The organism is Nonomuraea sp. CA-143628 (assembly GCF_050942315.1).
Classification (GTDB): Bacteria; Actinomycetota; Actinomycetes; order Streptosporangiales; family Streptosporangiaceae; genus Nonomuraea.
The window spans coordinates 9,817,073-9,837,169 of the sequence record NZ_CP192072.1 but is presented as its reverse complement, the minus strand read 5'-3'; the positions used below and the strand labels follow the sequence as shown (position 1 = coordinate 9,837,169).

The window sequence follows — 20,097 nt, the reverse complement described above, 5'->3', positions numbered from 1 at the left end:
AGTCTCATCTAGTCAAACATTTGAGGTGAGACGAGATGGCCAGGGTGGGACGGCCCCCGCAGGACCCCGCGCGCCAGCTGGAGCGGGCGCACCGGATCCTCGATGCCGCCGCCGAGCTGTGCCTGCGCTGGGGCTACGACAAGACGACCATCGACGACGTGGCCCGGCAGGCAGAGGTCGCCAAGGGCACGATCTACCTGCACTGGAAGACCCGCGAGATGCTCTTCGCGGCGCTGATCCGCCGGGAGCGGGTCCTCCTGATGCGCGAGGTCCGCGAGCGCGCGCCCGCGGACCTGCGCGAGCTGCTCCGGGAGCTGGTCGGCGGGCTCTTGCGCCGGCCGCTGATGAGGGCGCTGATCCTGGACGACTCAGAGGTGTTCGGCAAGCTCAGCAGGCAGAAGAAGAACAGCCAGACCACGCTCGACCTGGGCGCCGCGTTCGGGACGTACCTTCACGAGCTGGCCGGGCGGGGAGTGCTCCGCTCGGACCTGACTCCCGCCGAGCACCTCGCGACCATCGCCTCGGTCATCTACGGGTTCCTGTTCACCCAGAAGATGATGCCCGAGCAGATGCGGACGCCCGAGGACCGCCTCGTCGAGCTGGTCGCCGACACCGGCGTCCGCGCGATGGGCACCGGCGCCACGCTGTCCGACGACGACGCGCGGGCCGTCAGGCTGGCCACTCTCGGCTACCTCGACACCATGGAGGAGATCGCCGAGCGGAAGCTCGCGCTCTCCCTGGGCGCTAAGGAGGGTGTCACGTGAGGGTTCTTCTCCCCCTTGACGATGCCGCCGCGGACCTCGCGACAGCGGGCGGAAAGGGCGCTTCCCTGGCCAGGCTGACCAGGGAAGGACTGCCCGTTCCCGGCGGTTTCCACATCACCACCGAGGCATACCGGGCCTTCGTCGCGGACTTCCGCGACCGGATTCTCGACGCGGCCGCCGCCGGCGACGCCGCCGGGATCGCCGCCCTGTTCGCCGGGCACGACCTGCCCGCCGCCGTCGCCGCGGAGATCCGCACGGCATACGAGGCGATGGGCGACGACGTGCCGGTGGCCGTCCGCTCGTCCGCCACGGCCGAGGACCTGCCCGGCATGTCGTTCGCCGGGCAGCAGGACACCTACCTCAACATCAGGGGCGACGCGCTGCTCGACGCCGTCAAGCGCTGCTGGGCGTCGCTCTGGAACGCCCGCGCCATCGCCTACCGCGAGCAGAACGGCGTGCCGCACGACGATGTGGCGCTGGCCGTCGTCGTGCAGGAGCTCGTGGACGCCGACGCGGCAGGCGTCATGTTCACCGCGCACCCGGTCACCGGCGCCCGCGACGAGATCGTCATCAACGCCTCCTGGGGCCTGGGCGAGGCGGTCGTCGGCGGCCAGGTCACCCCCGACACCGTCGTGGTCCGCCACGGCGCCGTCACCGAGTCGCGGATCGGCGACAAGACCGTCATGACCGTACGCACGCCGTCCGGCACGCACGAGGAGCCCGTGCCCGAGGAGCTGCGGCGCCGGGCCGTCCTCAACCCGGCGCAGGCCGCCGAGCTGGCCGGGATCGGCTCGCGCATCGAGGAGCTGTACGGCACGCCGATGGACGTCGAATGGGCCAGGCGCGACGGCTCGTTCTTCATCGTCCAGGCCCGTCCGATCACCGGCCTCAAGCAGCCGGTCGAGGAGTGGAACGACAGCCTCAAGAGCGACTCCCTGTGGACCGGCGGCAACCTCGGCGAGGCCATCCCCGACGTGATGACGCCCGTGACCTGGTCGTTCGTCGAGATGTTCATCCATGAGGCGATGACCGCCTCGGCGCTGCCCGGATTCGACGTGGTCGGCAACATCGGCGGCCGCTTCTACATGAACCTGAGCGTCCTGTACTCGCTGGCCAGATCGGTCGGCATGCAGAAGCGGCTGAGCGCCGTCGAGCAGGTCTTCGGCAAGCTGCCGCCCGGCCTCGACGTGCCGCTGCTGAAGGTCTCCCGCTGGGAGGTCGTCAAGAAGATGGTGCCGATGGTCATCAACATCCAGCGGCGCGTCCGGACGAACCTCAAGGGCATGTCCGCCTTCCTCGCCACCGCGCAGCGGCGCGCGGAGGAGTTGCGCGCCCGCGTCGCCACCACGGAGACCGGCCCCGAGCTGGCCGCCCTGTGGGAGCGCGAGATCGAGCCGTACGTCATCACCTGCTGCCGCACGCTGGAGGCGGCCGGCCGGCAGGGCGGTGCCACGCTCGTCTACACCCGCGACAAGCTCCGCAAGATGATGGGCGACGTCGACGCCGAAGCCATGCTCACCGGCGCCAACACCGACGGCGAGCTGGCCAGCCTCGGCCCGGTCATCGGGCTGGGCAGGCTGGCCAGGGGAGAGATCGACCGGGACACCTTCGCCCGGCTGTACGGGCATCGGGGTCCCCACGAGTTCGAGGTCTCCATACCGCGCCCCGGCGAAGATCCGGCGTGGATCGACGCGCAGCTGGCCGGGCTCCGTGACGTGAGCGCCGACACGGACGCCCTGCTCGCCCGCCAGAAGAAGGCGCGCGAGGAGGCGTGGGCGCGGTTCGCCCAGCGTTACCCCCGCCAGGAAGCCAAGATGCGCGACCGGGTCACCCGGTGGAACAAGGTCGTCCGCGACCGCGAGACCGCCCGGTCGGAGAACATGCGGGCGTTCTGGGTGCTGCGCGCCTTCGTGCTGCGGGCCGGGGAGCTCACGGGGCACGGCGACGACCTGTTCTTCCTCTACCTGGAGGAGATCCTCGGCCTCCTGCGCGGCGACGGGTCCGCGCTGGAGCGGGTCCCGGCCCGGCGGGCGACCTACGAGATGTACGCGGCGCTGCCGCCGTACCCGGCGCTGATCGTCGGGCACTTCGACCCGGTGCGCTGGGCCGCCGACCCCGACCGGCGCGCCGACATCTACGACGCGCGCGGCGGGAGCGCGCTCGTCAGCGACACGGTCACCGGCTTCCCGGGCGCGCCTGGCATCGTCGAGGGCGTCGCCCGGGTGATCTCCTCGCCCGAGGACGGCGACCGGCTCAAGCCCGGCGAGATCCTGGTGACGACGCTGACCAACATCGGCTGGACGCCGATGTTCCCGCGCGCCGCCGCCGTGGTGACGGACATGGGGGCGCCGCTGTCGCACGCCTCGATCGTGGCCCGCGAGCTGGGCATACCGGCGGTGGTCGGCACGGGGAACGCGACGATGCGGCTGCGCGACGGCGACCGCGTCCGGGTGGACGGTGAGGCGGGCACGGTGGAGTTGCTGGGCTGAGGGGTGCTCGGGGCGGCCATCGGGTAGGCCGGAGATCGCACCCGCTGGGCCGGGCGGCCGAGCCGGAGCGGGTGGACGCGCTGCTGGTGGCGTTCGCCGGTTACTGGACCCGTACCTCGGCCCAGCCCGGCCCGGCGCACGCCCCGCACCTGAGGGAGCGGCGCGAGCGCTCACGCCGGGCCACGATCGGCTGGCTGCGCGGCCGGTGGCGATGACTCGCTACGCGGCTGACTTGCCGAGGAAGCCGGAGGTCTTGAGCCAGTCGGCCGAGACCTTCTTCGGCTCCTCGCCGTCGACGTCGACCTGGGCGTTGAGCTTGCGCATGGTCGTGTCGTCCAGCTTGGCGATCACCGGCTTGAGCACCTTCTCCAGCGCCGGGTACTTCTGGTAGGTCTCGTCCCGTACGTTGACGGCGGCGTTGTAGATCGGGAAGAAGCGCTTGTCGTCCTGCAGCACGGTCAGGCCGAGCGCGGAGATGCGCCCGTCGGTGGTGTACACCTCGCCGAAGTTGCAGGTCTGGCCCTTGTCGGTCTCGGTGTAGACGACGCCGGTGTCCAGCTGGCTGATCTTGTTCTTCGGGATGTTCAGGTCGTACGCCTTGGACAGCCCCGGCAGCCCGTCGTCCCGGGTCGAGAACTCCGACTCGACGCACAACGACGCCTCGTTCGGGTTGGTCTTGGCGAGTTTCGCCACGTCGGAGACCGTCTTGACGCCCAGCTGCTGGGCCTTCTCGGAGCGGATCGCCAGGGCGTAGGTGTTGTTCAGCGGGGTCGGCCCGATCCAGCGGATCTTGTTCTTCGCCAGGTCCTCCTCCGCGGTGGCCTTGAACTGCTTGGCCGAGTCCGGGATGGGGGTGGCGTTCTTCAGGTGCTCGATCCAGCCGGTGCCCGAGTAGTCCCAGTACATGTCGATCGCCTTGGACGTCAGCGCCTGCCGGTTCGGCACGGTGCCGCCGAGGTTGGTCTTGTCCACGACCTCGGCCCCGTGCGCCTGGAGCAGCTGTACGGCGATCTGGCCGAGCACGATGTTCTCGGTGAAGTCCTTGGACCCGACGACGAACTTGGCGCCGGACAGCTCATTGCCCGCGCTGGCGGCCTCGACCTCCCCGCCCGAGCCACAGGCGCTCGTGGCGGTCAGGGTCAGGGCGGCGGCGGTGAGCAGGGTGAACGTCTTGGGGGCACGCATACGAAAAACACCTCTTGAAGCTGGTCTTACGGAGATTGCGGTCTGAGAGGGGGAGTCAGATGCCGCGCGGCTTGAGCAGGTTCTCGGCGAGCCCGCCGAGCCAGTCGATGAAGAAGGCGATGCTCGCCGTCAGCACGGCGCCCGCGATGGTCACGGGCATGCGGTTCAGCTTGAGCCCGTTGATGATCAGCTCGCCGAAGCCGCCCGCGGCGACGAACGCGCCGAGCGTGGCGACGCCGACGGTCAGCACGAGCGCGGTCCGCAGCCCGGCGAGGATGGCCGGCACGGCCAGCTTGAGCTCCACGCGGCGGAGCACCTGTCCCTTGGTCATTCCCATGCCGCGCGCGGCCTCAATGAGCGCGGGGTCGACCTGCTGCACGCCGACCATCGTGTTGCGCAGTACGGGCAGCACCGCGTAGGCGACCAGGCCGACCAGGGCGGTCTGGAAGCCGACCCCCAGCAGGAACGTGCACAGCACGAGCAGCCCGATGGCCGGGATCGCCTGGCCCAGGTTGGCAAGGGTGAGGATGATGGGGGTGATCAGCCGGTTGCGGGCCCGCGAGGCGACGATGCCCAGGGGAATCGCGATGACCACCACGAGCGCGGTCGCCACGAGCGTCATCTCGATGTGCTCGACGGCCTTGGCGAAGAGGACCTCGCGGGTGAGGCTGCGGCTCTCGATCGAGTCCAGGTTCTGCGCGCCGAGCCAGGCGTACAGGGCGATCAGTACGCCGCAGAGGGCGATAGGGGTTATGACATACCGCAGACCTGACACGTGCCCGAGTGGGCGGGTCCGGTCCGCGCCGAGTGTCGCGGTGGTCACCTGCCGACCGCCTCCTCTCGGGCGGTGTCCGGCACGGGCGCGGCGCTCACCGGCTTCGGTCCGGATCCCACCGACGTCAGCCGAGGGGCGGGGGCGGGTTCGGTTCCCACGGCCTCGCACAGCGCGCCGTAGGTGAGGATGCCGGACGGCGAGCCGCAGCGGTCGGTGCCGTGCGCGAGCATGAGGTCCAGGGCCTCGCGCAGGCTGGCGTCCGCGGTGATCTGCGGGAGGTCCGCGCTGCCCGGCTGCTGCCGGCACTCCACGTCCGCCACGCGCAGCAGCGCGAGGCGCTTGAGCGTGGCGTCCTGGCCGATGAAGCCGGCGACGTAGTCGTCCGCCGGGTTGGCCAGGATGTTCGCGGGGGTGTCGTACTGGGCGATGTGCGATCGCTCCTTGAGTACGGCGATGCGGTCGCCGAGCTTGATGGCCTCCTCGAAGTCGTGCGTGACGAAGATGATCGTCTTACGCAGCTGCTTCTGGAGCTTGACGAACTCGTTCTGCAGGTGCTCGCGGGTGATGGGGTCGGTCGCGCCGAAGGGCTCGTCCATCAGCATCACGGGGGGATCGGCGGCCAGCGCCCTGGCGACGCCCACGCGCTGCTGCTGCCCGCCGGACAGCTCGCGGGGGTAGCGGTCGTGGTAGGCCGACGGCTCCAGGTTGACCAGGGAGAGCAGTTCCTCCACCCGGTCGGCGGTCTTGGCGGGGGTCCAGCCGAGCAGCTTCGGCACCAGGCCGATGTTCTCGCCGATGGTCAGATGCGGGAACAGTCCCACCTGCTGGATGGCATAGCCGATGTGCCTGCGGAGCTCGTCGGGCTGCAGGCTCAGCACGTCGTCACCGCCGATGCGGATCTCGCCCGACGTGGGCTCGACCAGGCGGTTGATCATCTTCATCGTGGTCGTCTTGCCGCAGCCTGACGGGCCGACGAAGACCACGAGCTCACCGGCGGGGATGTCGAGGTCGACGTGGTCCACCGCCGGCGCGGGCTGTCCCGGGTAGTGCTTGGTCAATGCCCGCAGCTCGATGCTTGCGCCTCCGGTGTCACGATCGAACACGAAGCCCCCTAGGAATCGTCAGTTGACGTACGGCGAAAAAGAACAGGTCGAACAGGACTGCGATGACCACGATGCCGAGCGTGCCGGCGAGCGTCGCGTTGAGCGCGTTCACCGAGCCCAGCCGGGACAGGCCCTCGAAGATCTGCGTGCCGAGGCCGGGGCCGTCGACGTAGGCGGCGATGGCCGCGATGCCGATGAGCATCTGCGTGGCCACGCGCACCCCGGTGAGGATCAGCGGCCAGGCCAGTGGCAGCCGCACTTTCAGCAGGACGCGGGTCCGGCTCATGCCCATCCCGCGTCCCGCCTCCACCATGGCGTCGTCGACGCCGCGCAGTCCGGCCACCGTGTTCCTGATGATCGGCAGGAACGCGTACGCGGTCAGCGCGACCAGCGTGGATCCCCAGCCGAGTCCGGTGATCGGGATGAGCAGGGTGAGCAGGGCGAGGGAGGGGACCGTCAGGATCGCGGCGGAGATCGCCAGCGAGAATCCCCGGGTTTTCGGAAGGTCGTGGGCGAGCAGCCCGATGCCGACGCCGACTGCCGTGGAGACGCCGATGGCGACGCCGACGACGAGGGCGTGTTCCCCGGCGGCCAGCGAGAGGGTGTCCCAGCGTGAGACGACGTACTCGCTGAAATTCATAGAGTGACCGCCTTTACTTACGCTTGCATGAGTCTGTAAACGTATGTGACTAATGGCCGTCAGTGCAAAGTCAGTCAAGGTCAGGGGCTTGCAATAGAGCTCGTGAAGCCCTGTCCATTGCGGAAATGCGTCCGTTTTGGCATGGTTTGACGGTGGCGTGCCCCCTCACCCTGGCCGGCCGTCCCGTACATGAGACGCTTGATCGCCAGACCACCAAACTGGCCAGGCAACTGGTGCGGAGCTTCGCCGAGGAGATCCCGATCTACCGGCGCCTGCCCAGGGAAGAGCTCGACGGCGACATCACCCGGATCACCGAGGACAACCTGCGGCTGATCTCCCGGATGTTCCGCGACGGCCGCCCGCCGACCAGGGCGGAGCTGGCGCCGCTGCGCTCCTCGTCCGCGCGCCGGGCCCGGGAGGGTGTGCCGCTGGACGACCTGCTCGACGCCTACGCCCGCGGGGCGCGGATGGTGTGGGAGCACCTGTTCGCCGCCGCGACACCGGCCGACTTCGAGGACGTCCTGGCGGCCAACCGGCTCATCCTCGTCTACACGCAGGCGGTGACGGGCGCCGTGTGCACGGCGTACCTGGAAGAGCGCGAGAGCATGCTCAGCCACGAGCGGCACACCATGCACGCCACGGTGTCCGCGCTGCTCGCGGGCGACAGCGCGGCTCTGGCGGGAGTACGGCTCGCGCGGCGCTACCTCGTGCTGGCCGTCGCGGCGGGCCGGCACGCCGACGAGGACTCCGACGAACCGGGCGGGTCCATCGCCGGGCGCCGCAAGCTGCACCGGATCACCACCGCGCTGCGCCGGCACGCCGCGGAGCCGGTGCTGTCGGTGCTCGACACCACGGGTGGGCTCGTGCTGGTGCCCTGCGGTCCGCTTGACGGGCGCCTTGCCCATGTCGGTGAGATGGCCGCCGCTACTCGCGCCGACATGAGCAAGGCCGCTGGGGTGCCGGTGTGGGTCGCCGCCGAGCTCGCGCCGCCCGCCGGAGTGCCGGCCGCGGCCAAGCTCGCGGAAGAGGTGCTGGAGGTGGTGCGGCTCTTCCAGCGGCCGCCCGGCGCGTACCGGCTGGCCGACGTGCTGCTCGAATACCAGCTCACCCGGTCCAGCGAGGCGACGGCGGCGCTGGCCGGGCTGCTCGATCCGCTGCTGGACAATCCCGACCTGCTCAGGACGCTCAAGGTGTACCTGGACACGGGGCTCGATCGGCGGCGGTCGGCCTCACTCCTGCACGTACACCCGAACACGGTCGACTACCGCCTGCGCAGGGCAGTCAGCCTGACCGGGCTGGACCCCGTCGACCCCGCGCACCTCCAGCGGATCGGTGCGGCGCTGGCCGCCCGACGCAGGCTCGGGTTGGACTGGCTAGACGCCTGAGACAGCTGCCGTGACCACGGTGGCGAAGTTGCTCATGCCGAGCGCGTTCGGGTGGAAGGGCGCGGCGGGCGCGGCCGGTACGTACGGCTCGATCCACCGCACACCCGGCGACGCGCACGGGTCGTGGCCGACACTCGGGGTCTGCAGGTCGATGAAGCCGACGCCGGCGGCGGACGCCTGCTCGGCCAGCATCCGGTTGAAGTACTGGAGGGTGGCGCGGATGTAGTTGGCGTCGGCCTTGATGATCGGGACGCGCGGGTAGCAGCCGTTCGGCGGGGCGTAGGTGGCGTAGCCGACCATGAAGATCCGGGCCTGCGGGGCGCGGGCCCGGATGTCGCCCATGAGGGTGGTCAGACGCGAGCGCAGCGCGTCCGTCTTCACCCGCCAGCTGTCCTGGCCGTCCACGATGTAGTCGTCGTTGCAGGCGTCTCCGACGGGCGGCGGCAGCAGGTTCAGGCAGTCCTCGATGAAGCCCGTCAGACCGACGTCGTTCGCCCCGATCTGCACGGTGACGAGGGTGGTGTCCTGGCTGAGCGCGTCCAGCTGCGGCGCGACCGAGCCGAGGTCCGTGCTCTGCCGCTCGTACATGTCGCCGGTGTCGGCGCCGGAGCACGTGACGTCGCGGAACGTACGGGCGCCGATGGCCTGCGCCGTCAGGTGGGCGTAGTTGTGGTCGGAGCGCCAGCAGCCGAGGTCGGGGATGACCTGGTCGGGCACGAGCGGTCCCGAGGCGGCCGAGTCGCCGAGGGCCACGTACACGTCGCTCTGGGCGGCTTGGGCGGCGGGGGCGAGACCTAACACCAGGGCGGCCGCTGCGAGCACGGTCAACATCCGTCGGACCATGGAGACTCCTTCGGCGAGGGGTTAGTGGGGGGTGAGGAGTTCGAGGTGCAGACAAACGATGAGCCGCGAAGGTCATTCTGTGAATTGGACCAGGCGGTAAATCCGCGCTGTCAAATCTGTGACGCCTCACAAATCCCGGCCGCTCGCTGTTGGGCCGTCCGCTCGCGGGCGGCTCGCCGTGGGGCCGCCTCTCTCCGCTTCTCTCCGGTTCCCTCAGCGTGTGCTGGTCGCTCCCGTACGCTCGCGTTCACGCAGCCGCGCGATGGGGAGCAGCATCGCGGCGGTCAGCCCGCCGAGCAGGCCGAACGCCAGGTGGAAGTCTCCTGTGGCGTCACGTAGCGCTCCCACCAGCACAGGCGCCAGCGCGGCGCAGGCGTACCCGACGAAGAACGCCATCGCGCTGATCCGCCCGGCCTCGGCGGCGTCGCGGCTCACCACTACGGGCAGCGTCAGGACGAGCGTGAACAGCCCGCCGTGACCCACGCCCAGGGCGGCGATCCACACCCAGGTGGCCGTCGCCGGAGCCGCCGCCAGCCCCGCGAACCCGATCGCTGTCAACGCCGTCGTCAGGACCAATCCGGCGCGCCTGTCCCGCCCTTCACCCAGCAGCGCCGGTACGGCCAGCATGGCGACGACCTGGATGGAGATCATCGCGGTCAGCAGCACGCCCGCGCCGGTGGCGTCACGGTGCCCGTCCTCGTGGAGCAGGGGGACGACCCAGGCGAGTTCGCAGTAGTACAGGGCGGAGTTGACGGCGGACAGCACGGTGATGCGCCAGGCCAAACCGCTCCGCCAGGGCAGCCCTTTGGTGACAGGGCCCGCTGGAGCCGCCGTCTGGCGCGCGCCGGTCTGGGTCGTGCTGGTCTGGCTCAGGCTGGACTGGCCTGCCCTGGTCTGGTTTGTCCCCGCCGGAGTTGCTGTCCGGTCCGTGCCGGCCCGGTTCGTACCCGCGAAGGCTGGGGTGCTGTCGGTGCTGTCGAGGGCCAGGGAGGTGCGGGAGGCCGACCAGATCGCCATGCCCGCCACCGCGAGCACCGACCAGGAGGCCAGCGCGCCCGGCCAGGAGCCGATGGCGTCGGCGAGGGGCGCGGTCACCCCGGCCGCCACCGCGCCGCCCAGACCGAGGCCGGCGGTGTAGATGCCGGTGACCAGGCTCGCGCGGTCGGCGAAGCGCGTCTTGACCACGGCGGGCAGCAGCGTCTGCGCGATCGCGATCCCGGCGCCGACGGCCGCCGCGCAGGTCAGTTGCAGCCAGGCGGAGCCGCCGAAGACGCGGGCCGCCGTCGCCACGGCGATGACGGCCAGCCCGAGCAGCACGCCGAGCCGCAGCCCGAATCTGCGGCCGACCACGGCGGCCAGGGGCGCGCAGACCCCCATGGCCAGCGCCGGGATGGTCGTCAGCAGCGCCACTCCCGTGGCGGACAGGTCGAGGTCGGTTCGGATGCGGTCCACCAGAGGGGACACGGCGGCGATCGCCGGTCGCAGGTTCGCCGCGGCGACGAACAACGCGACGGCGGCCGCGCCTAGAGCGGTACGCGTCATGGGGGCTCCAAGTTGATCTCGGACATTTTCCATCCGAGTTGTATCACGGACATTCGTTGTCCGGAATGGGTAGGCTGCCTGGCATGAAGATGTCCAACGGGGTGGAGTGGGCGCTGCACAGCTGCGTCACGCTCAGCCAGAGCCAGGATCCGGTGCCGGCGGCGCGGCTCGCGGAACTGCACGGCACCCCGCCGGCGTACCTGGCCAAGCACCTCCAGGCGCTCTCCCGAGCGGGCATCGTCCGGTCTACGGCCGGGCAGGTCGGCGGCTACCTCCTCACCCGGCCGGCCGCGGCGATCACCGTGCTGGAGGTGGTCCAGGCCATCGACGGCGACTCGCCCGCCTACCGATGCACGGAGATCCGGCAGCAGGGGCCGCTGGCCGTACCGGCCGAACGGTGTGACCGGCCGTGCGCGATCGCCCGCGCGATGGCCTCGGCACAGGAGGCCTGGTCCGGCGCGCTGGCGGGCATCACGATCGCGGACCTCGCGGCGGGCATCGACGCCGACAGTGACGGTACGGCCATGGCCGACGTACGCCGCTGGCTGGCCGCCCCCGCGTGACCCGGTGCTGAGGAACCTCTGGTGACATGACCTGGGCCGCTAGGAACAATGCCTTGGTCTGAGGAACCTCGCGGACAATGGCCTGCGGCTGAGGAGTCCCTAGGAAACCGAGCCCGCCAGGGTGACGGTCACCTCCAGCCCGCCGGCCGGTAGGGCGTGGACTTCCAGCGTGCCGTGGTGAGCTTCGACGATGGCGGCGACGATCGACAGGCCCAGCCCGAGGCCGTCGCCCGTGGCTCTCCGGCCGGTCTCCAGACGCTGGAAGGGCCGCAGGAGCGTCTGGACCCGGTCGGGCGGGATCACCTGGCCGCTGTTGGAGATCCTCAGGGTGGGCCGACCGGACTCCATGGCGGTCGCCACCTTGATCCAGCCGCGTGGAGTCGGGCCGTCCGGGGATGAGCCGTTTGGGATGTTGTGTCGTGCGGCGTTGTCCAGGAGGTTGGCGACCAGGCGGTCGAGCAGGGCGCGGTCGCCGGAGGCGGGAGCCGGGTGCAGTGCGCACTCGACGCGGACGCCCTGGTCGCCGCGCTGGTCGAGGGCCTGCCCGGTGATCGCGGCCAGGTCGAGGGGCTGCCGGTGGTGCAGTCCTTGCTGGCTGCGGGCCAGGATGAGCAGGGCCTCGATGAGTCGTTCCTGGTGCTTGCCGTTGGCCAGCAGCCGTTCCAGCACGGTCCGCAATGAACCGACGTCGGCCGCCGGGTCGGCGAGCGCGATCTCGACCATGGCCTGCTGCAGCGTCAGCGGGGTACGCAGCTCGTGGGAGGCGTTGGCCACGAACCGCCGCTGCGCCGTGAACGCGGCCTCCAGCCGATCCAGCAGCTCGTCGAAGGTGTCGGCCAGCTCCTTGAGCTCGTCGTCCGGCCCGGACGCCGCCAGCCGCCGGTCGAGCTGTTCGGCCGTGATGTGCCGGACCGCGGCCGTCATGTCGTGCAGCGGCCGCAGTACGCGATCGGCGGTGAGCCGGCCCAGCAGCACCGACGCGAATGCCATCACCGCCAGCGCGATCAGTGAGTTGACCAGCAGCCGGCGCAGGCTCTCGGCCTGCTGCCCCTTCACCTGGGGCTCCGGTACGGGCAGGTCGATCCCGCCAGGCGCCGTGGGAGCGGTGGGCGGGCCCGGGAAGGGCGAGTACACCACCAGGAAGTAGATGAGGGCGACCAGCGCCACCGCGGTCAGCAGGAACAGACCGCTGTACAGGAGGGTCAGACGCAGCCGGGCCGTCCGCCTCATAAACGCCACCTCACAACCGCCCGCCTCACAACCGCCCGTCCCGCAACCGCCCGCCTCACAATCGGTACCCGGCCTGCGGGACCGTCTCGATCAGCGGTGGATCGCCCAGCTTGCGGCGCAACCGGCTGATCGTCACCTTCACCGTCTGCGTGAACGGGTCGGCGAACTCGTCCCAGCCCTGCTCCAGGAGCTGCTCGGCGGAGACCACGGCACCCCTGGCGGCCAGCAGCAGCTCCAGTACGGCGAACTCCTTGGGACTCAACGGCAGCCGGTGCCCGTCGCGGGTGGCGATCCGGGTGGCCGGGTCGAGCCGCAGGTCGCCGTGGACGAGCACCGGCGGCAGGGCCGGGCTCGACCGTCTGGCCAGCGCCCGGATTCGGGCGACCAATTCGGCGAAGGCGAACGGCTTGGGCAGGTAGTCGTCGGCGCCGACGCCCAGCCCGGTCACTTTGTCATCGATCGTCCCGGCGGCGGTGAGCATCAGCACCCGCGCCGGGTAGCCCGCCCCCACGAGCGACCTGCACACGTCGTCGCCGTGCAGACCAGGCAGGTCGCGGTCGAGGATGACCACGTCGTAGTGGTTGGCCGAGGTCCGTTCGAGCGCGTCGTCGCCGTCCAGCACCACGTCAACGGCCATGCCCTCGCGGCGGAGCCCCGCGGCCACCGTCTGGGCCAGTTCCTCGTGATCTTCGACCATCAGCACCCTCATGATTTCCTCAGGATGCCCCGCCGGGGGTTACAACGGGGTAACCGCCGTGTCTGCGCGACGTCGCCGGTCAGCGATGTCCTCGTGGACGATCAAGCGTTGGTCGCCCGCTCCCCGAGCGAGCTGGCAAGGATTTTCGTGATCTCGCCGACGGTCGGCCTGCGCACACCGCCGCCGGCCTCGCCAGGAAGGTGATCGTGGTGTCGGTGCCGGTGGCTACACTGCCGGGTCATGTCAATCCAGCCCTTACCCGATATCAAGGTCCCGTTCGTCGACTCCGCCGGCTGGAGCACGCGGTGGACGGGATGCGGCAACGGCCGGCGGACGTTCGACCGGGTCATACAGACCGCCCACACCGACAAGGTGCGGGCGGTGGCGACAACCGAGGTGAACGGCCGCCCCGTCGCCGTCACCACCGGCAACGACCGGACCGTACGAGTATGGGACCTGACCACCGTTGACGACGTCGCCGGAGCGGGGGTCATCGAGTCGGTGGCCACCGGGACGCTGCACGGCCGACAGGTCGCGATCACCGCCGGCGCCGACGCCACGATCCGGGTGTGGGACCTGGACTCTGGCGACCCGGTGGGCAGCCCGCTGATCGGGCACGCCGGCCCCATCCATCACCTCGCGGCCACCATGGTGGACCAGCAGCTCGCCGTGCTCAGCGCCGGAGCCGACGGGGCCCTGCGAAGCTGGGACCCGGCCACCGGACAGCAGACCGGCACCATCCCTGCCGGTGACCCGGCCGATGAGATCTGCGCGCTGGACACGGTCGTCGTAGACGGCCGGCCGATCGCGGTCACCGCCGGCACCGGCAAGACGATCCACGGCTGGGACCTGACCACCGGCACCCGGCTCGGCTCGCCGCCCGCAGCCCGCCACAGAGTCCGTGCCCTTGCCGCCACCACCACCCCCGACGGCCGGCCTATCGCGGTCAGCGGCACCCTCCACGGCGGCCTGCGCGTCCGCGACCTGCACACGGGCCACGACATCGCCCCCCACCCCACCGGCCGCCACGGCAAACTCATCCGCGAAATCGCCCTCACCACCGGCGCCGACGGTACCCCCTTGGCCCTGACCACCAGCGCCGACCTCGATGAAGCGGTCAAACTGTGGGACGTGACCACCGGCCACCTCATCGGCGAACTGCCCGTCCATGGCGTCCAGGCGCTGGCGGCCACCGTCGTGGACGGCCACCCTGTCGCCATCACCGGTGCCAAGGACACCGTCGCCGTGTGGGACCTGACCGCCCTACGGCAGATCGGCCCCGCCACGAAGGCCCTCGAACCCGTCACCGCCCTCGCCCTCACCCCGGCCGGACACCTCATCATCTGCGCTCGCCGGCACATCACCGTCATGACCACCGACCCCCGGCCCTGAGCACTCTCTGTAGTCGCGTTCGGGGATCGTGTTTTCCAGAGCCGTTCTGAAGCGGTGTTCGCTTACGAAACAGGACGCCGCACCGCATCTTGGCGTGGGCCCAGCGAACCGGCTCGAGGTGTCGAAGAACGAAACCAGTGTTATCTGGGTTCTTGTCGGTGAAGATCATTAGAATTCGGTGTATGTCCGATGAGCGCATGATGCGTGGTTATGCGGGCCATTCGCATGGCCGTGCCACCTACTCCGGTACGCCGGTGATCGAGCTGGACGGCGCCCCCATCACGGTCAGCGTCGATGAGGAGGGGGTGCTGTGGACGTGTGATCTCCGAGGCGGCGGATGCGTCAGCCGCCCGCTGGACCTCGACGCGGCCGGGCCCGATGACAACTGGTACATCGAGAACGGGCTTTGGGACGACGACGATGATGAGGACGAGCGGAGAAGGCTCGTCACCGAGCCCTCCCTCATCGCCGGGCGCGTGACCGTGGCGGAGGTCGACGGGCGGCCCGTGGTCGTTACCGGCGGTGGCCGGTTCGACTTCCGCTACGAGGACGGCGACGACGTCAGCGGTGGGATCGTGCGGGCCTGGGACCTGCATACCGGGCGGCGGATCGGCTCGGTCATGATCGGTCACGTGCTCGGGGTCTGCTCGCTCACGACCGTCCGGTCCGAGCGCGGTCTCCTCGCCATCAGCACCTGCGAAACGGGCCGGCTGCTGGCCTGGGAGCTGACCACCGGTGTGAAGGTGATCAAGCGGCAGGGCGCCTACAACGGGGAGATGGCCGCCGCCGTGGTCGACGGCCGCCCTGTCGCTGTGACCGGCGGGGATGATCCGTTCCTTCAGGCCTGGGACGTCCTGAGCGGCGAGCGGCTCGGCGCGGACTTGCCGGGGCTGGAGTCTCCCGTCGGCGGCATCGCGATCACCGAGGTGGAGGGCCGCACCGTGGTGCTGGCCGCCGACGGCCCCCGGCTGCGCGCCTGGGACCTCGCGACCCAGGAGCCGATCGGGGCGCCGCTGACCGGGCACACCGGCGACATCGAGCGCGTGGTCACCGCGACCGTGGGCGGCCGCGCAATCGCCCTGACCGGGGGTGACCGCGATCTCAACGATCGGCGCGGGACCACGATCCTCGTGTGGGACCTGGCGCGCGGAGAGCAGATCGGCGAGCCGCTCACCGGCCACTTCCTCGAGTCGGCCACCGAGGTCGCGGGCACGCCGGTCGCCGTCACTTCGAGGTCGGACAGCGCCGTCCACCTGTGGGACCTGACGCCGACCCGCTGATCCGCGATGGCTGTGACTGGCTTGGTCATCTCTTTGGCATGATCAACCGCGCGCGGATGACGCGGGTCGACCGACCTCGACCTGGAGTGGGCCCCCAAAGCCATTGCCGCCGATCCCCGCATTCAGTCATGATCAAGTATGGCGATGACACAAGAACCGCTCGCTTGTGTACGGGGCCGGACGCTGAGCCGCGTCGGCCGCACCGCTGGAGTCCGGGCGCTATCGGTTGTGCTCGCCGTCCTCGCCGTTCTCGTGATGGCCGGCGGTGGCCAGGCCGCGGCCCGTACGGCCGTGGCCGGGGTGCCCGCCGAGGCGCGCGGTTCGTCCTCCGGCCCTGCCGTGGTGCTGCCGAAGATCGACTGCGCGGCCCTCGCCGGGCAGGACCTGTCTGGGACGCCCGGCGCTCCGGCGGTCATCGGGTCCGCGACCGCGACGACCTCGCCGGGCGGCTGGGCGGTCTGCGAGGTCAAGGGAACCGCGGCGCCGCAGATCCAGTTCGACGTGCTCCTCCCCACCGAGACGTGGCGGCAGCGGTATCTGCAGACCGGGTGCGGGGCGTTCTGCGGGAGCGTCGACTTCTTCGCCGACGCGACGGACGGGTGCGTGCCGCTGACCCGCGGCGACTTCGTCATAGCCACCGGCAACGGGGGGCACGTCGGCGTTTCCGGCTTCGACGGTACGTTCGGTGCCGATCCGCAGCTCCGGGTCGACTTCGGCTACCGGTCCGACCACGTCGTCGCGCTCGTCGCCAAGCGGCTCATCGCGCTCTACTACGGACAAGGCCCGCGCTACTCCTACTTCGACGGCTGCTCGCAGGGCGGCCACGAGGGAATGACCGAGGCGCAGCGCTACCCGCGTGACTTCGACGGCATCATCGCCGGCGCCCCGGCGTCGTTGCTCACCTCGCTCATCGTGTGGTCCGCGGGCTGGCACGCCACGGCCAACACCGACGCGCAGGGCCGGCCCATCATGACCGCCGCCAAGCTTCCCGCGCTGCACACAGCCGTCATGCGCGAGTGCGACGCACGGGACGGCCTGGCCGACGGCCAGATCGACGACCCGCGCGCCTGCGCGTTCGATCCGCGCAGCCTGCGCTGCCCGACAGGAACCGACAGCGCGGACTGCCTCACCGACGCGCAGATCGATGCCGTACGCAAGCTGTACGACGGGCCACGCGACGAGCGGGGCCGGCGGATGTACCCGGGGGGCGAGCCCGTGGGCTCGGAAGCCAACTGGGCCCGCTGGGTCACCCCGACCGCCACCGGCGCCCCGGCCGTGGCCGAGGGCAACGCGACGAGCGCGCTGAAGTACCTCGCCTACCCGTCTGCCCGGCCGTCGGCGACACTGCGCGACCTGCGCTACGACTCGGCGACGTTCCGCGAAATCTCCCGGCAGGCCGGCATCTACGACGCGAGCGACCCCGACCTGACGCCCTTCCGCGCCGCGGGCGGCAAGCTCCTCCTCTGGCACGGCTGGGCAGACCAGGCAATCTCGCCCTACGGGACGATCGCCTACTACCACGCCCTCACCGAGCGCATGGGCGGGACGGACGCCACGCAGCGGTTCGCCCGCCTGTTCATGCTGCCGGGCGTCGCCCACTGCGGTGACGGTCAGGGGCCGGACGCGATCGACGCGCTCACCCCCACCATCGCCTGGGTCGAGAACGGCGTCGCACCCGACCAGCTCGTCGCCACGAAGCGCCAGGACGACACCGTCGTACGGACCCGGCCGGTCTACCCCTATCCGACCGTCGCACGCTACGACGGGAGCGGCAGCGTCGACGACGCGGCGAACTTCGCACCGACCCCGCCGCCCACGCGCTACGAGGACGACATCCCCTGGCTTGGGTCGTTCCGCTCCGGATACGAGCAGACCTGCGGCTGGCACGACGGCCGCTGGTCCTGCACCCTGGCGCAACGGCCGAGCTAGCCGGGCGGCTTGGCGTCCAGCTCCAGAACCGCGGTCAGGGCCACTTGGTCCCGTAACCGCCCGCTCGCGCTCCACCGTGCCCCGCGCCGCCCAACGCCGACGACGCTGACCAGCAACTACCGCTGCCCGGTGTTGGAGGAGTCGTGGTCGCTCGGCCACGACGAGGCGTTCCGGGCGAAGGTCGCCGAGCACATCCACGGCTGCCCCGAGCATGAAGAGGGGCTCGCCATGCATCCCTCTGCGCGGCGGACCTGTCGGCTTCCGAGGCTCACCACGCGGCCTTCGTGTCGAACTCTTGCGGCGAGGGTTGTGAGGCCAATGAGCAAGAACCCTGCTGGCCTGCGCTAACACAATTGCTGCTATCCGAGTCTTGGCAATGCTCAAGCCTCCGAAGCAACGACAGGTTTGCGACAGATATCCGCAAGGACGCGCAAGTAAATTCTGCAACGAAACGCAGCGGGCCTGCGAGGAAAGCGTGCATTACCAGTAATCCTCAGCTCAAGACGAGAAAGGTTAATCCATGAGAAGCGTGAAGTCGGCCATCGCTATAGCGATCGCTGTCGCAGTGACCACCCTGTCCGGGGCAAGTGCCGCCAACGCGACAAACGCACCTGTGGTTGCTCAGGCAGCCACGAAATCAGTCGCGGCGCTGCCTCAGCAATGCGACCCCTGCACATGGACTTCGGCCGTAACGCCGTCAGAGATAATCGCTCTGCAGATCATGGCGCATCAATATCAACTCCTCGCTGCGGCGGGATACTCGATCATCACTGCAGTGGTGGATGCCGCACCCGGCGGCTACAGGGCCCGGCTGGTGTACAGATAGCACGGGCAATTGGACCGCTGGCAGGTAGAAATCGCGCTTTTGTCGGCGAAGAGTGTGGAGAGAGGACCGCCGCGTCCGCACACAGACGGGGCGGCGGTCAAGGCGGGCGAGCCGCTGCTGCCGACGGCGCCCGGCAGCCGGGCGCGCGCCGAGCGCTCCCGTGGCACCGACCATCCTGCGGCTCCGGTCCTGAGGCGCGGTGCGACCGGATCTACGGTGGGGCGGCAACAGCGCGTGGCAGGCCGGACGGCGACCAGCCGGGTGTGAGCGTATCCAGTATGGTCGGGCCGATCGGCCGGTTGCCTGACGCGAGAGGAACCGCGATGGTCGGGTCGATCGGCAGGTTGCCAGGCGCGAGAGGAACATCGAATGCCCCATGCGGCCAGACCCACCGTCACCTTGCACGATGCGAACTGCGGACCCACGTCGAACCGCCCAGGAGGCCAGGCGCCCATGCCCCCACCTAGCCACCGGACCGCCATCGTCGGAACCGGAGGGATCGCCACCGCCGTGCGGGTCGCGGACGGAGAGACGGTCAGTTTCCGGTACGCGGTCGTGGTGGCCGCCGGAGACCACGTCGAGGAAGGCGTCCGGCACCTGGCCGACCAGGGGTGTGCCGCGCTGGGGGTGAGAGCATGACGTTCCCCGGCGGGACTTCTGTCACCCGGTTGTCGGTCTACTCGGGCGCGTGCTCTGACGGCCTGGAGGGCGGTACGCCGCATATGCACACCGCCTCCACCGAGGCGTACGTCGTCATCGGCGGCAGCGGCGCATTGCAGACCCTCGACCTGCGCGGTTTCCGGGAGACTGAGCTGAGCGGCGGTTCGACGGTGTGGTTCACGCCGGGCACGATCCACCGGGCGATCAACCGGGGCGGTCTGGAGGTGGTCGTGGTGATGCAGAACGCCGGGCTGCCCGAGGCGGGTGACGCGGTGATGACGTTCCCGCCGGAGATCGTGGCGGACGCGGCCCGCTACCGGGAGGCGGCCACGCTGCCTTCGGGCGCGGGAGCGGAGGAGGCCGTGCGGCGTCGCCGTGATCTGGCGGTGGCGGGGTTCCTGCGGCTGTCCGAGAGCCTGGCCGACGGGGATCCGGGACCGTTGCGGGAGTTCTATGACAGCGCGGTGGCGCTGGTACGTCCCAGGGTCGCGGGCTGGCGGCGTACCTGGGAGGACACCGTCGCCCGGCAGACCCGCCACACCGCCGAGGTGCTCGACGCGCTGGAACGCGGCGACGGGACGCACCTGGGCGAGGCCACGCTGCTCGAATCCCCGCCCGAAGCCCGTTGGGGCATGTGCGGCCACCTGCACACCCACGACGTCGCCCACCCGCACGTCCACTCTGCCCCCAGCTGACCCCGCTCCTCACCGACCCCGCTCCTCACCGACCCCGCCCGGCGCGACCACTGCCGAGCTCGCCGCTTCGCCCGCGCGTCGGCCAGGGCGGGTTACCGG

Annotated in this window: 18 protein-coding genes; 10 read left to right on the top strand and 8 right to left on the bottom strand. The window is 70.5% G+C overall.

What is annotated here, in order from left to right; translation table 11 throughout:
• Positions 1 to 35: 35 nt before the first annotated feature.
• The 3 genes from ACQP2T_RS44575 to ACQP2T_RS44565 all read left to right on the top strand — a co-directional run bounded on the left by ACQP2T_RS44575 (position 36) and on the right by ACQP2T_RS44565 (position 3,468).
• The gene (locus ACQP2T_RS44575; protein ID WP_433510899.1) at positions 36 to 764 is read left to right on the top strand and encodes a TetR/AcrR family transcriptional regulator; all 729 of its coding nucleotides are present in this window, start codon (positions 36 to 38) and stop codon (positions 762 to 764) included.
• Complete coding sequence (locus tag ACQP2T_RS44570; RefSeq protein WP_433510898.1) at positions 761 to 3,253, top strand: PEP/pyruvate-binding domain-containing protein; 2,493 nt, start codon at positions 761 to 763, stop codon at positions 3,251 to 3,253. The genes ACQP2T_RS44575 and ACQP2T_RS44570 overlap by 4 nt, the downstream gene beginning before the upstream one ends.
• Before the next feature lie 71 nt (positions 3,254 to 3,324).
• The gene (locus ACQP2T_RS44565) at positions 3,325 to 3,468 is read left to right on the top strand and encodes a hypothetical protein (protein WP_433510897.1); all 144 of its coding nucleotides are present in this window, start codon (positions 3,325 to 3,327) and stop codon (positions 3,466 to 3,468) included.
• A gap of 4 nt (positions 3,469 to 3,472) precedes the next feature.
• On the opposite strand, the gene ACQP2T_RS44560 is transcribed toward ACQP2T_RS44565, so the two are convergent.
• The 4 genes from ACQP2T_RS44560 to ACQP2T_RS44545 are packed head-to-tail and all read right to left on the bottom strand — an operon-like array spanning position 3,473 to position 6,956.
• The gene (locus tag ACQP2T_RS44560) at positions 3,473 to 4,438 is read right to left on the bottom strand and encodes a glycine betaine ABC transporter substrate-binding protein (RefSeq protein WP_433510896.1); all 966 of its coding nucleotides are present in this window, start codon (positions 4,436 to 4,438) and stop codon (positions 3,473 to 3,475) included.
• A 55-nt stretch (positions 4,439 to 4,493) separates the two neighbouring features.
• On the bottom strand, positions 4,494 to 5,261 hold the full coding sequence (locus ACQP2T_RS44555; RefSeq protein WP_433510895.1) for an ABC transporter permease: 768 nt from the start codon (positions 5,259 to 5,261) through the stop codon (positions 4,494 to 4,496).
• Complete coding sequence (locus ACQP2T_RS44550) at positions 5,258 to 6,316, bottom strand: ABC transporter ATP-binding protein (protein ID WP_433510894.1); 1,059 nt, start codon at positions 6,314 to 6,316, stop codon at positions 5,258 to 5,260. The genes ACQP2T_RS44555 and ACQP2T_RS44550 overlap by 4 nt, the downstream gene beginning before the upstream one ends.
• Positions 6,303 to 6,956: an ABC transporter permease gene (locus ACQP2T_RS44545; RefSeq protein ID WP_433510893.1), complete on the bottom strand. Its 654-nt coding sequence runs from the start codon at positions 6,954 to 6,956 to the stop codon at positions 6,303 to 6,305. The genes ACQP2T_RS44550 and ACQP2T_RS44545 overlap by 14 nt, the downstream gene beginning before the upstream one ends.
• 152 nt (positions 6,957 to 7,108) lie before the next feature.
• On the opposite strand from ACQP2T_RS44545, the gene ACQP2T_RS44540 reads away from it, so the two are divergent.
• Positions 7,109 to 8,341 carry a PucR family transcriptional regulator gene (locus tag ACQP2T_RS44540; protein WP_433510892.1) on the top strand — a complete coding sequence of 411 codons (1,233 nt, stop codon included), beginning with the start codon at positions 7,109 to 7,111 and terminating at the stop codon, positions 8,339 to 8,341.
• Here the strand turns inward: ACQP2T_RS44540 and ACQP2T_RS44535 are convergent.
• On the bottom strand, positions 8,330 to 9,184 hold the full coding sequence (locus ACQP2T_RS44535; RefSeq protein WP_433510891.1) for an SGNH/GDSL hydrolase family protein: 855 nt from the start codon (positions 9,182 to 9,184) through the stop codon (positions 8,330 to 8,332). The two genes, ACQP2T_RS44540 and ACQP2T_RS44535, sit on opposite strands and share 12 nt — an antisense overlap.
• Before the next feature lie 213 nt (positions 9,185 to 9,397).
• Positions 9,398 to 10,726: an MFS transporter gene (locus ACQP2T_RS44530; RefSeq protein WP_433510890.1), complete on the bottom strand. Its 1,329-nt coding sequence runs from the start codon at positions 10,724 to 10,726 to the stop codon at positions 9,398 to 9,400.
• Positions 10,727 to 10,809: 83 nt separating this feature from the next.
• Here ACQP2T_RS44530 and ACQP2T_RS44525 point away from each other — a divergent pair, with 83 nt between their 5' ends.
• On the top strand, positions 10,810 to 11,289 hold the full coding sequence (locus ACQP2T_RS44525; protein ID WP_433510889.1) for an RrF2 family transcriptional regulator: 480 nt from the start codon (positions 10,810 to 10,812) through the stop codon (positions 11,287 to 11,289).
• Between the two features lie 99 nt (positions 11,290 to 11,388).
• On the opposite strand, the gene ACQP2T_RS44520 is transcribed toward ACQP2T_RS44525, so the two are convergent.
• A complete protein-coding gene (locus ACQP2T_RS44520) occupies positions 11,389 to 12,519 on the bottom strand; it encodes a sensor histidine kinase (RefSeq protein WP_433510888.1) in 1,131 nt (376 codons plus the stop codon).
• Between the two features lie 55 nt (positions 12,520 to 12,574).
• Positions 12,575 to 13,228: a response regulator transcription factor gene (locus tag ACQP2T_RS44515; RefSeq protein WP_433510887.1), complete on the bottom strand. Its 654-nt coding sequence runs from the start codon at positions 13,226 to 13,228 to the stop codon at positions 12,575 to 12,577.
• Positions 13,229 to 13,456: 228 nt separating this feature from the next.
• Between ACQP2T_RS44515 and ACQP2T_RS44510 the strand changes: the two genes are divergently transcribed.
• The 5 genes from ACQP2T_RS44510 (at position 13,457) to ACQP2T_RS44490 (ending at position 19,998) form a co-directional block, all read left to right on the top strand.
• Complete coding sequence (locus tag ACQP2T_RS44510) at positions 13,457 to 14,608, top strand: WD40 repeat domain-containing protein (protein ID WP_433510886.1); 1,152 nt, start codon at positions 13,457 to 13,459, stop codon at positions 14,606 to 14,608.
• A gap of 182 nt (positions 14,609 to 14,790) precedes the next feature.
• A complete protein-coding gene (locus ACQP2T_RS44505) occupies positions 14,791 to 15,888 on the top strand; it encodes a WD40 repeat domain-containing protein (RefSeq protein ID WP_433510885.1) in 1,098 nt (365 codons plus the stop codon).
• A gap of 144 nt (positions 15,889 to 16,032) precedes the next feature.
• Complete coding sequence (locus ACQP2T_RS44500) at positions 16,033 to 17,817, top strand: tannase/feruloyl esterase family alpha/beta hydrolase (RefSeq protein ID WP_433510884.1); 1,785 nt, start codon at positions 16,033 to 16,035, stop codon at positions 17,815 to 17,817.
• Between the two features lie 1,279 nt (positions 17,818 to 19,096).
• Positions 19,097 to 19,282, top strand: coding sequence for a hypothetical protein (locus tag ACQP2T_RS44495; protein WP_433510883.1), 186 nt, complete (start codon positions 19,097 to 19,099; stop codon positions 19,280 to 19,282).
• Entirely contained in the window at positions 19,279 to 19,998 is a 720-nt protein-coding gene (locus ACQP2T_RS44490; protein ID WP_433510882.1) for a cupin domain-containing protein, read from the top strand. Before ACQP2T_RS44495 ends, ACQP2T_RS44490 begins: the two co-directional genes overlap by 4 nt.
• Positions 19,999 to 20,097: the final 99 nt, after the last annotated feature.

Bases quoted from the DNA above. Each gene is read 5' to 3' on its own strand.
- ACQP2T_RS44505 (WP_433510885.1), top strand. From the start codon at position 14,791: ATGTCCGATGAGCGCATGATGCGTGGTTATGCGGGCCATTCGCATGGC.
- ACQP2T_RS44500 (WP_433510884.1), top strand. From the start codon at position 16,033: ATGACACAAGAACCGCTCGCTTGTGTACGGGGCCGGACGCTGAGCCGC.
- ACQP2T_RS44495 (WP_433510883.1), top strand. From the start codon at position 19,097: ATGCCCCCACCTAGCCACCGGACCGCCATCGTCGGAACCGGAGGGATC.
- ACQP2T_RS44515 (WP_433510887.1), bottom strand. From the start codon at position 13,228: ATGAGGGTGCTGATGGTCGAAGATCACGAGGAACTGGCCCAGACGGTG.
- ACQP2T_RS44490 (WP_433510882.1), top strand. From the start codon at position 19,279: ATGACGTTCCCCGGCGGGACTTCTGTCACCCGGTTGTCGGTCTACTCG.
- ACQP2T_RS44535 (WP_433510891.1), bottom strand. From the start codon at position 9,184: ATGGTCCGACGGATGTTGACCGTGCTCGCAGCGGCCGCCCTGGTGTTA.
- ACQP2T_RS44530 (WP_433510890.1), bottom strand. From the start codon at position 10,726: ATGACGCGTACCGCTCTAGGCGCGGCCGCCGTCGCGTTGTTCGTCGCC.
- ACQP2T_RS44545 (WP_433510893.1), bottom strand. From the start codon at position 6,956: ATGAATTTCAGCGAGTACGTCGTCTCACGCTGGGACACCCTCTCGCTG.
- ACQP2T_RS44510 (WP_433510886.1), top strand. From the start codon at position 13,457: ATGTCAATCCAGCCCTTACCCGATATCAAGGTCCCGTTCGTCGACTCC.
- ACQP2T_RS44525 (WP_433510889.1), top strand. From the start codon at position 10,810: ATGAAGATGTCCAACGGGGTGGAGTGGGCGCTGCACAGCTGCGTCACG.
- ACQP2T_RS44575 (WP_433510899.1), top strand. From the start codon at position 36: ATGGCCAGGGTGGGACGGCCCCCGCAGGACCCCGCGCGCCAGCTGGAG.
- ACQP2T_RS44560 (WP_433510896.1), bottom strand. From the start codon at position 4,438: ATGCGTGCCCCCAAGACGTTCACCCTGCTCACCGCCGCCGCCCTGACC.
- ACQP2T_RS44520 (WP_433510888.1), bottom strand. From the start codon at position 12,519: ATGAGGCGGACGGCCCGGCTGCGTCTGACCCTCCTGTACAGCGGTCTG.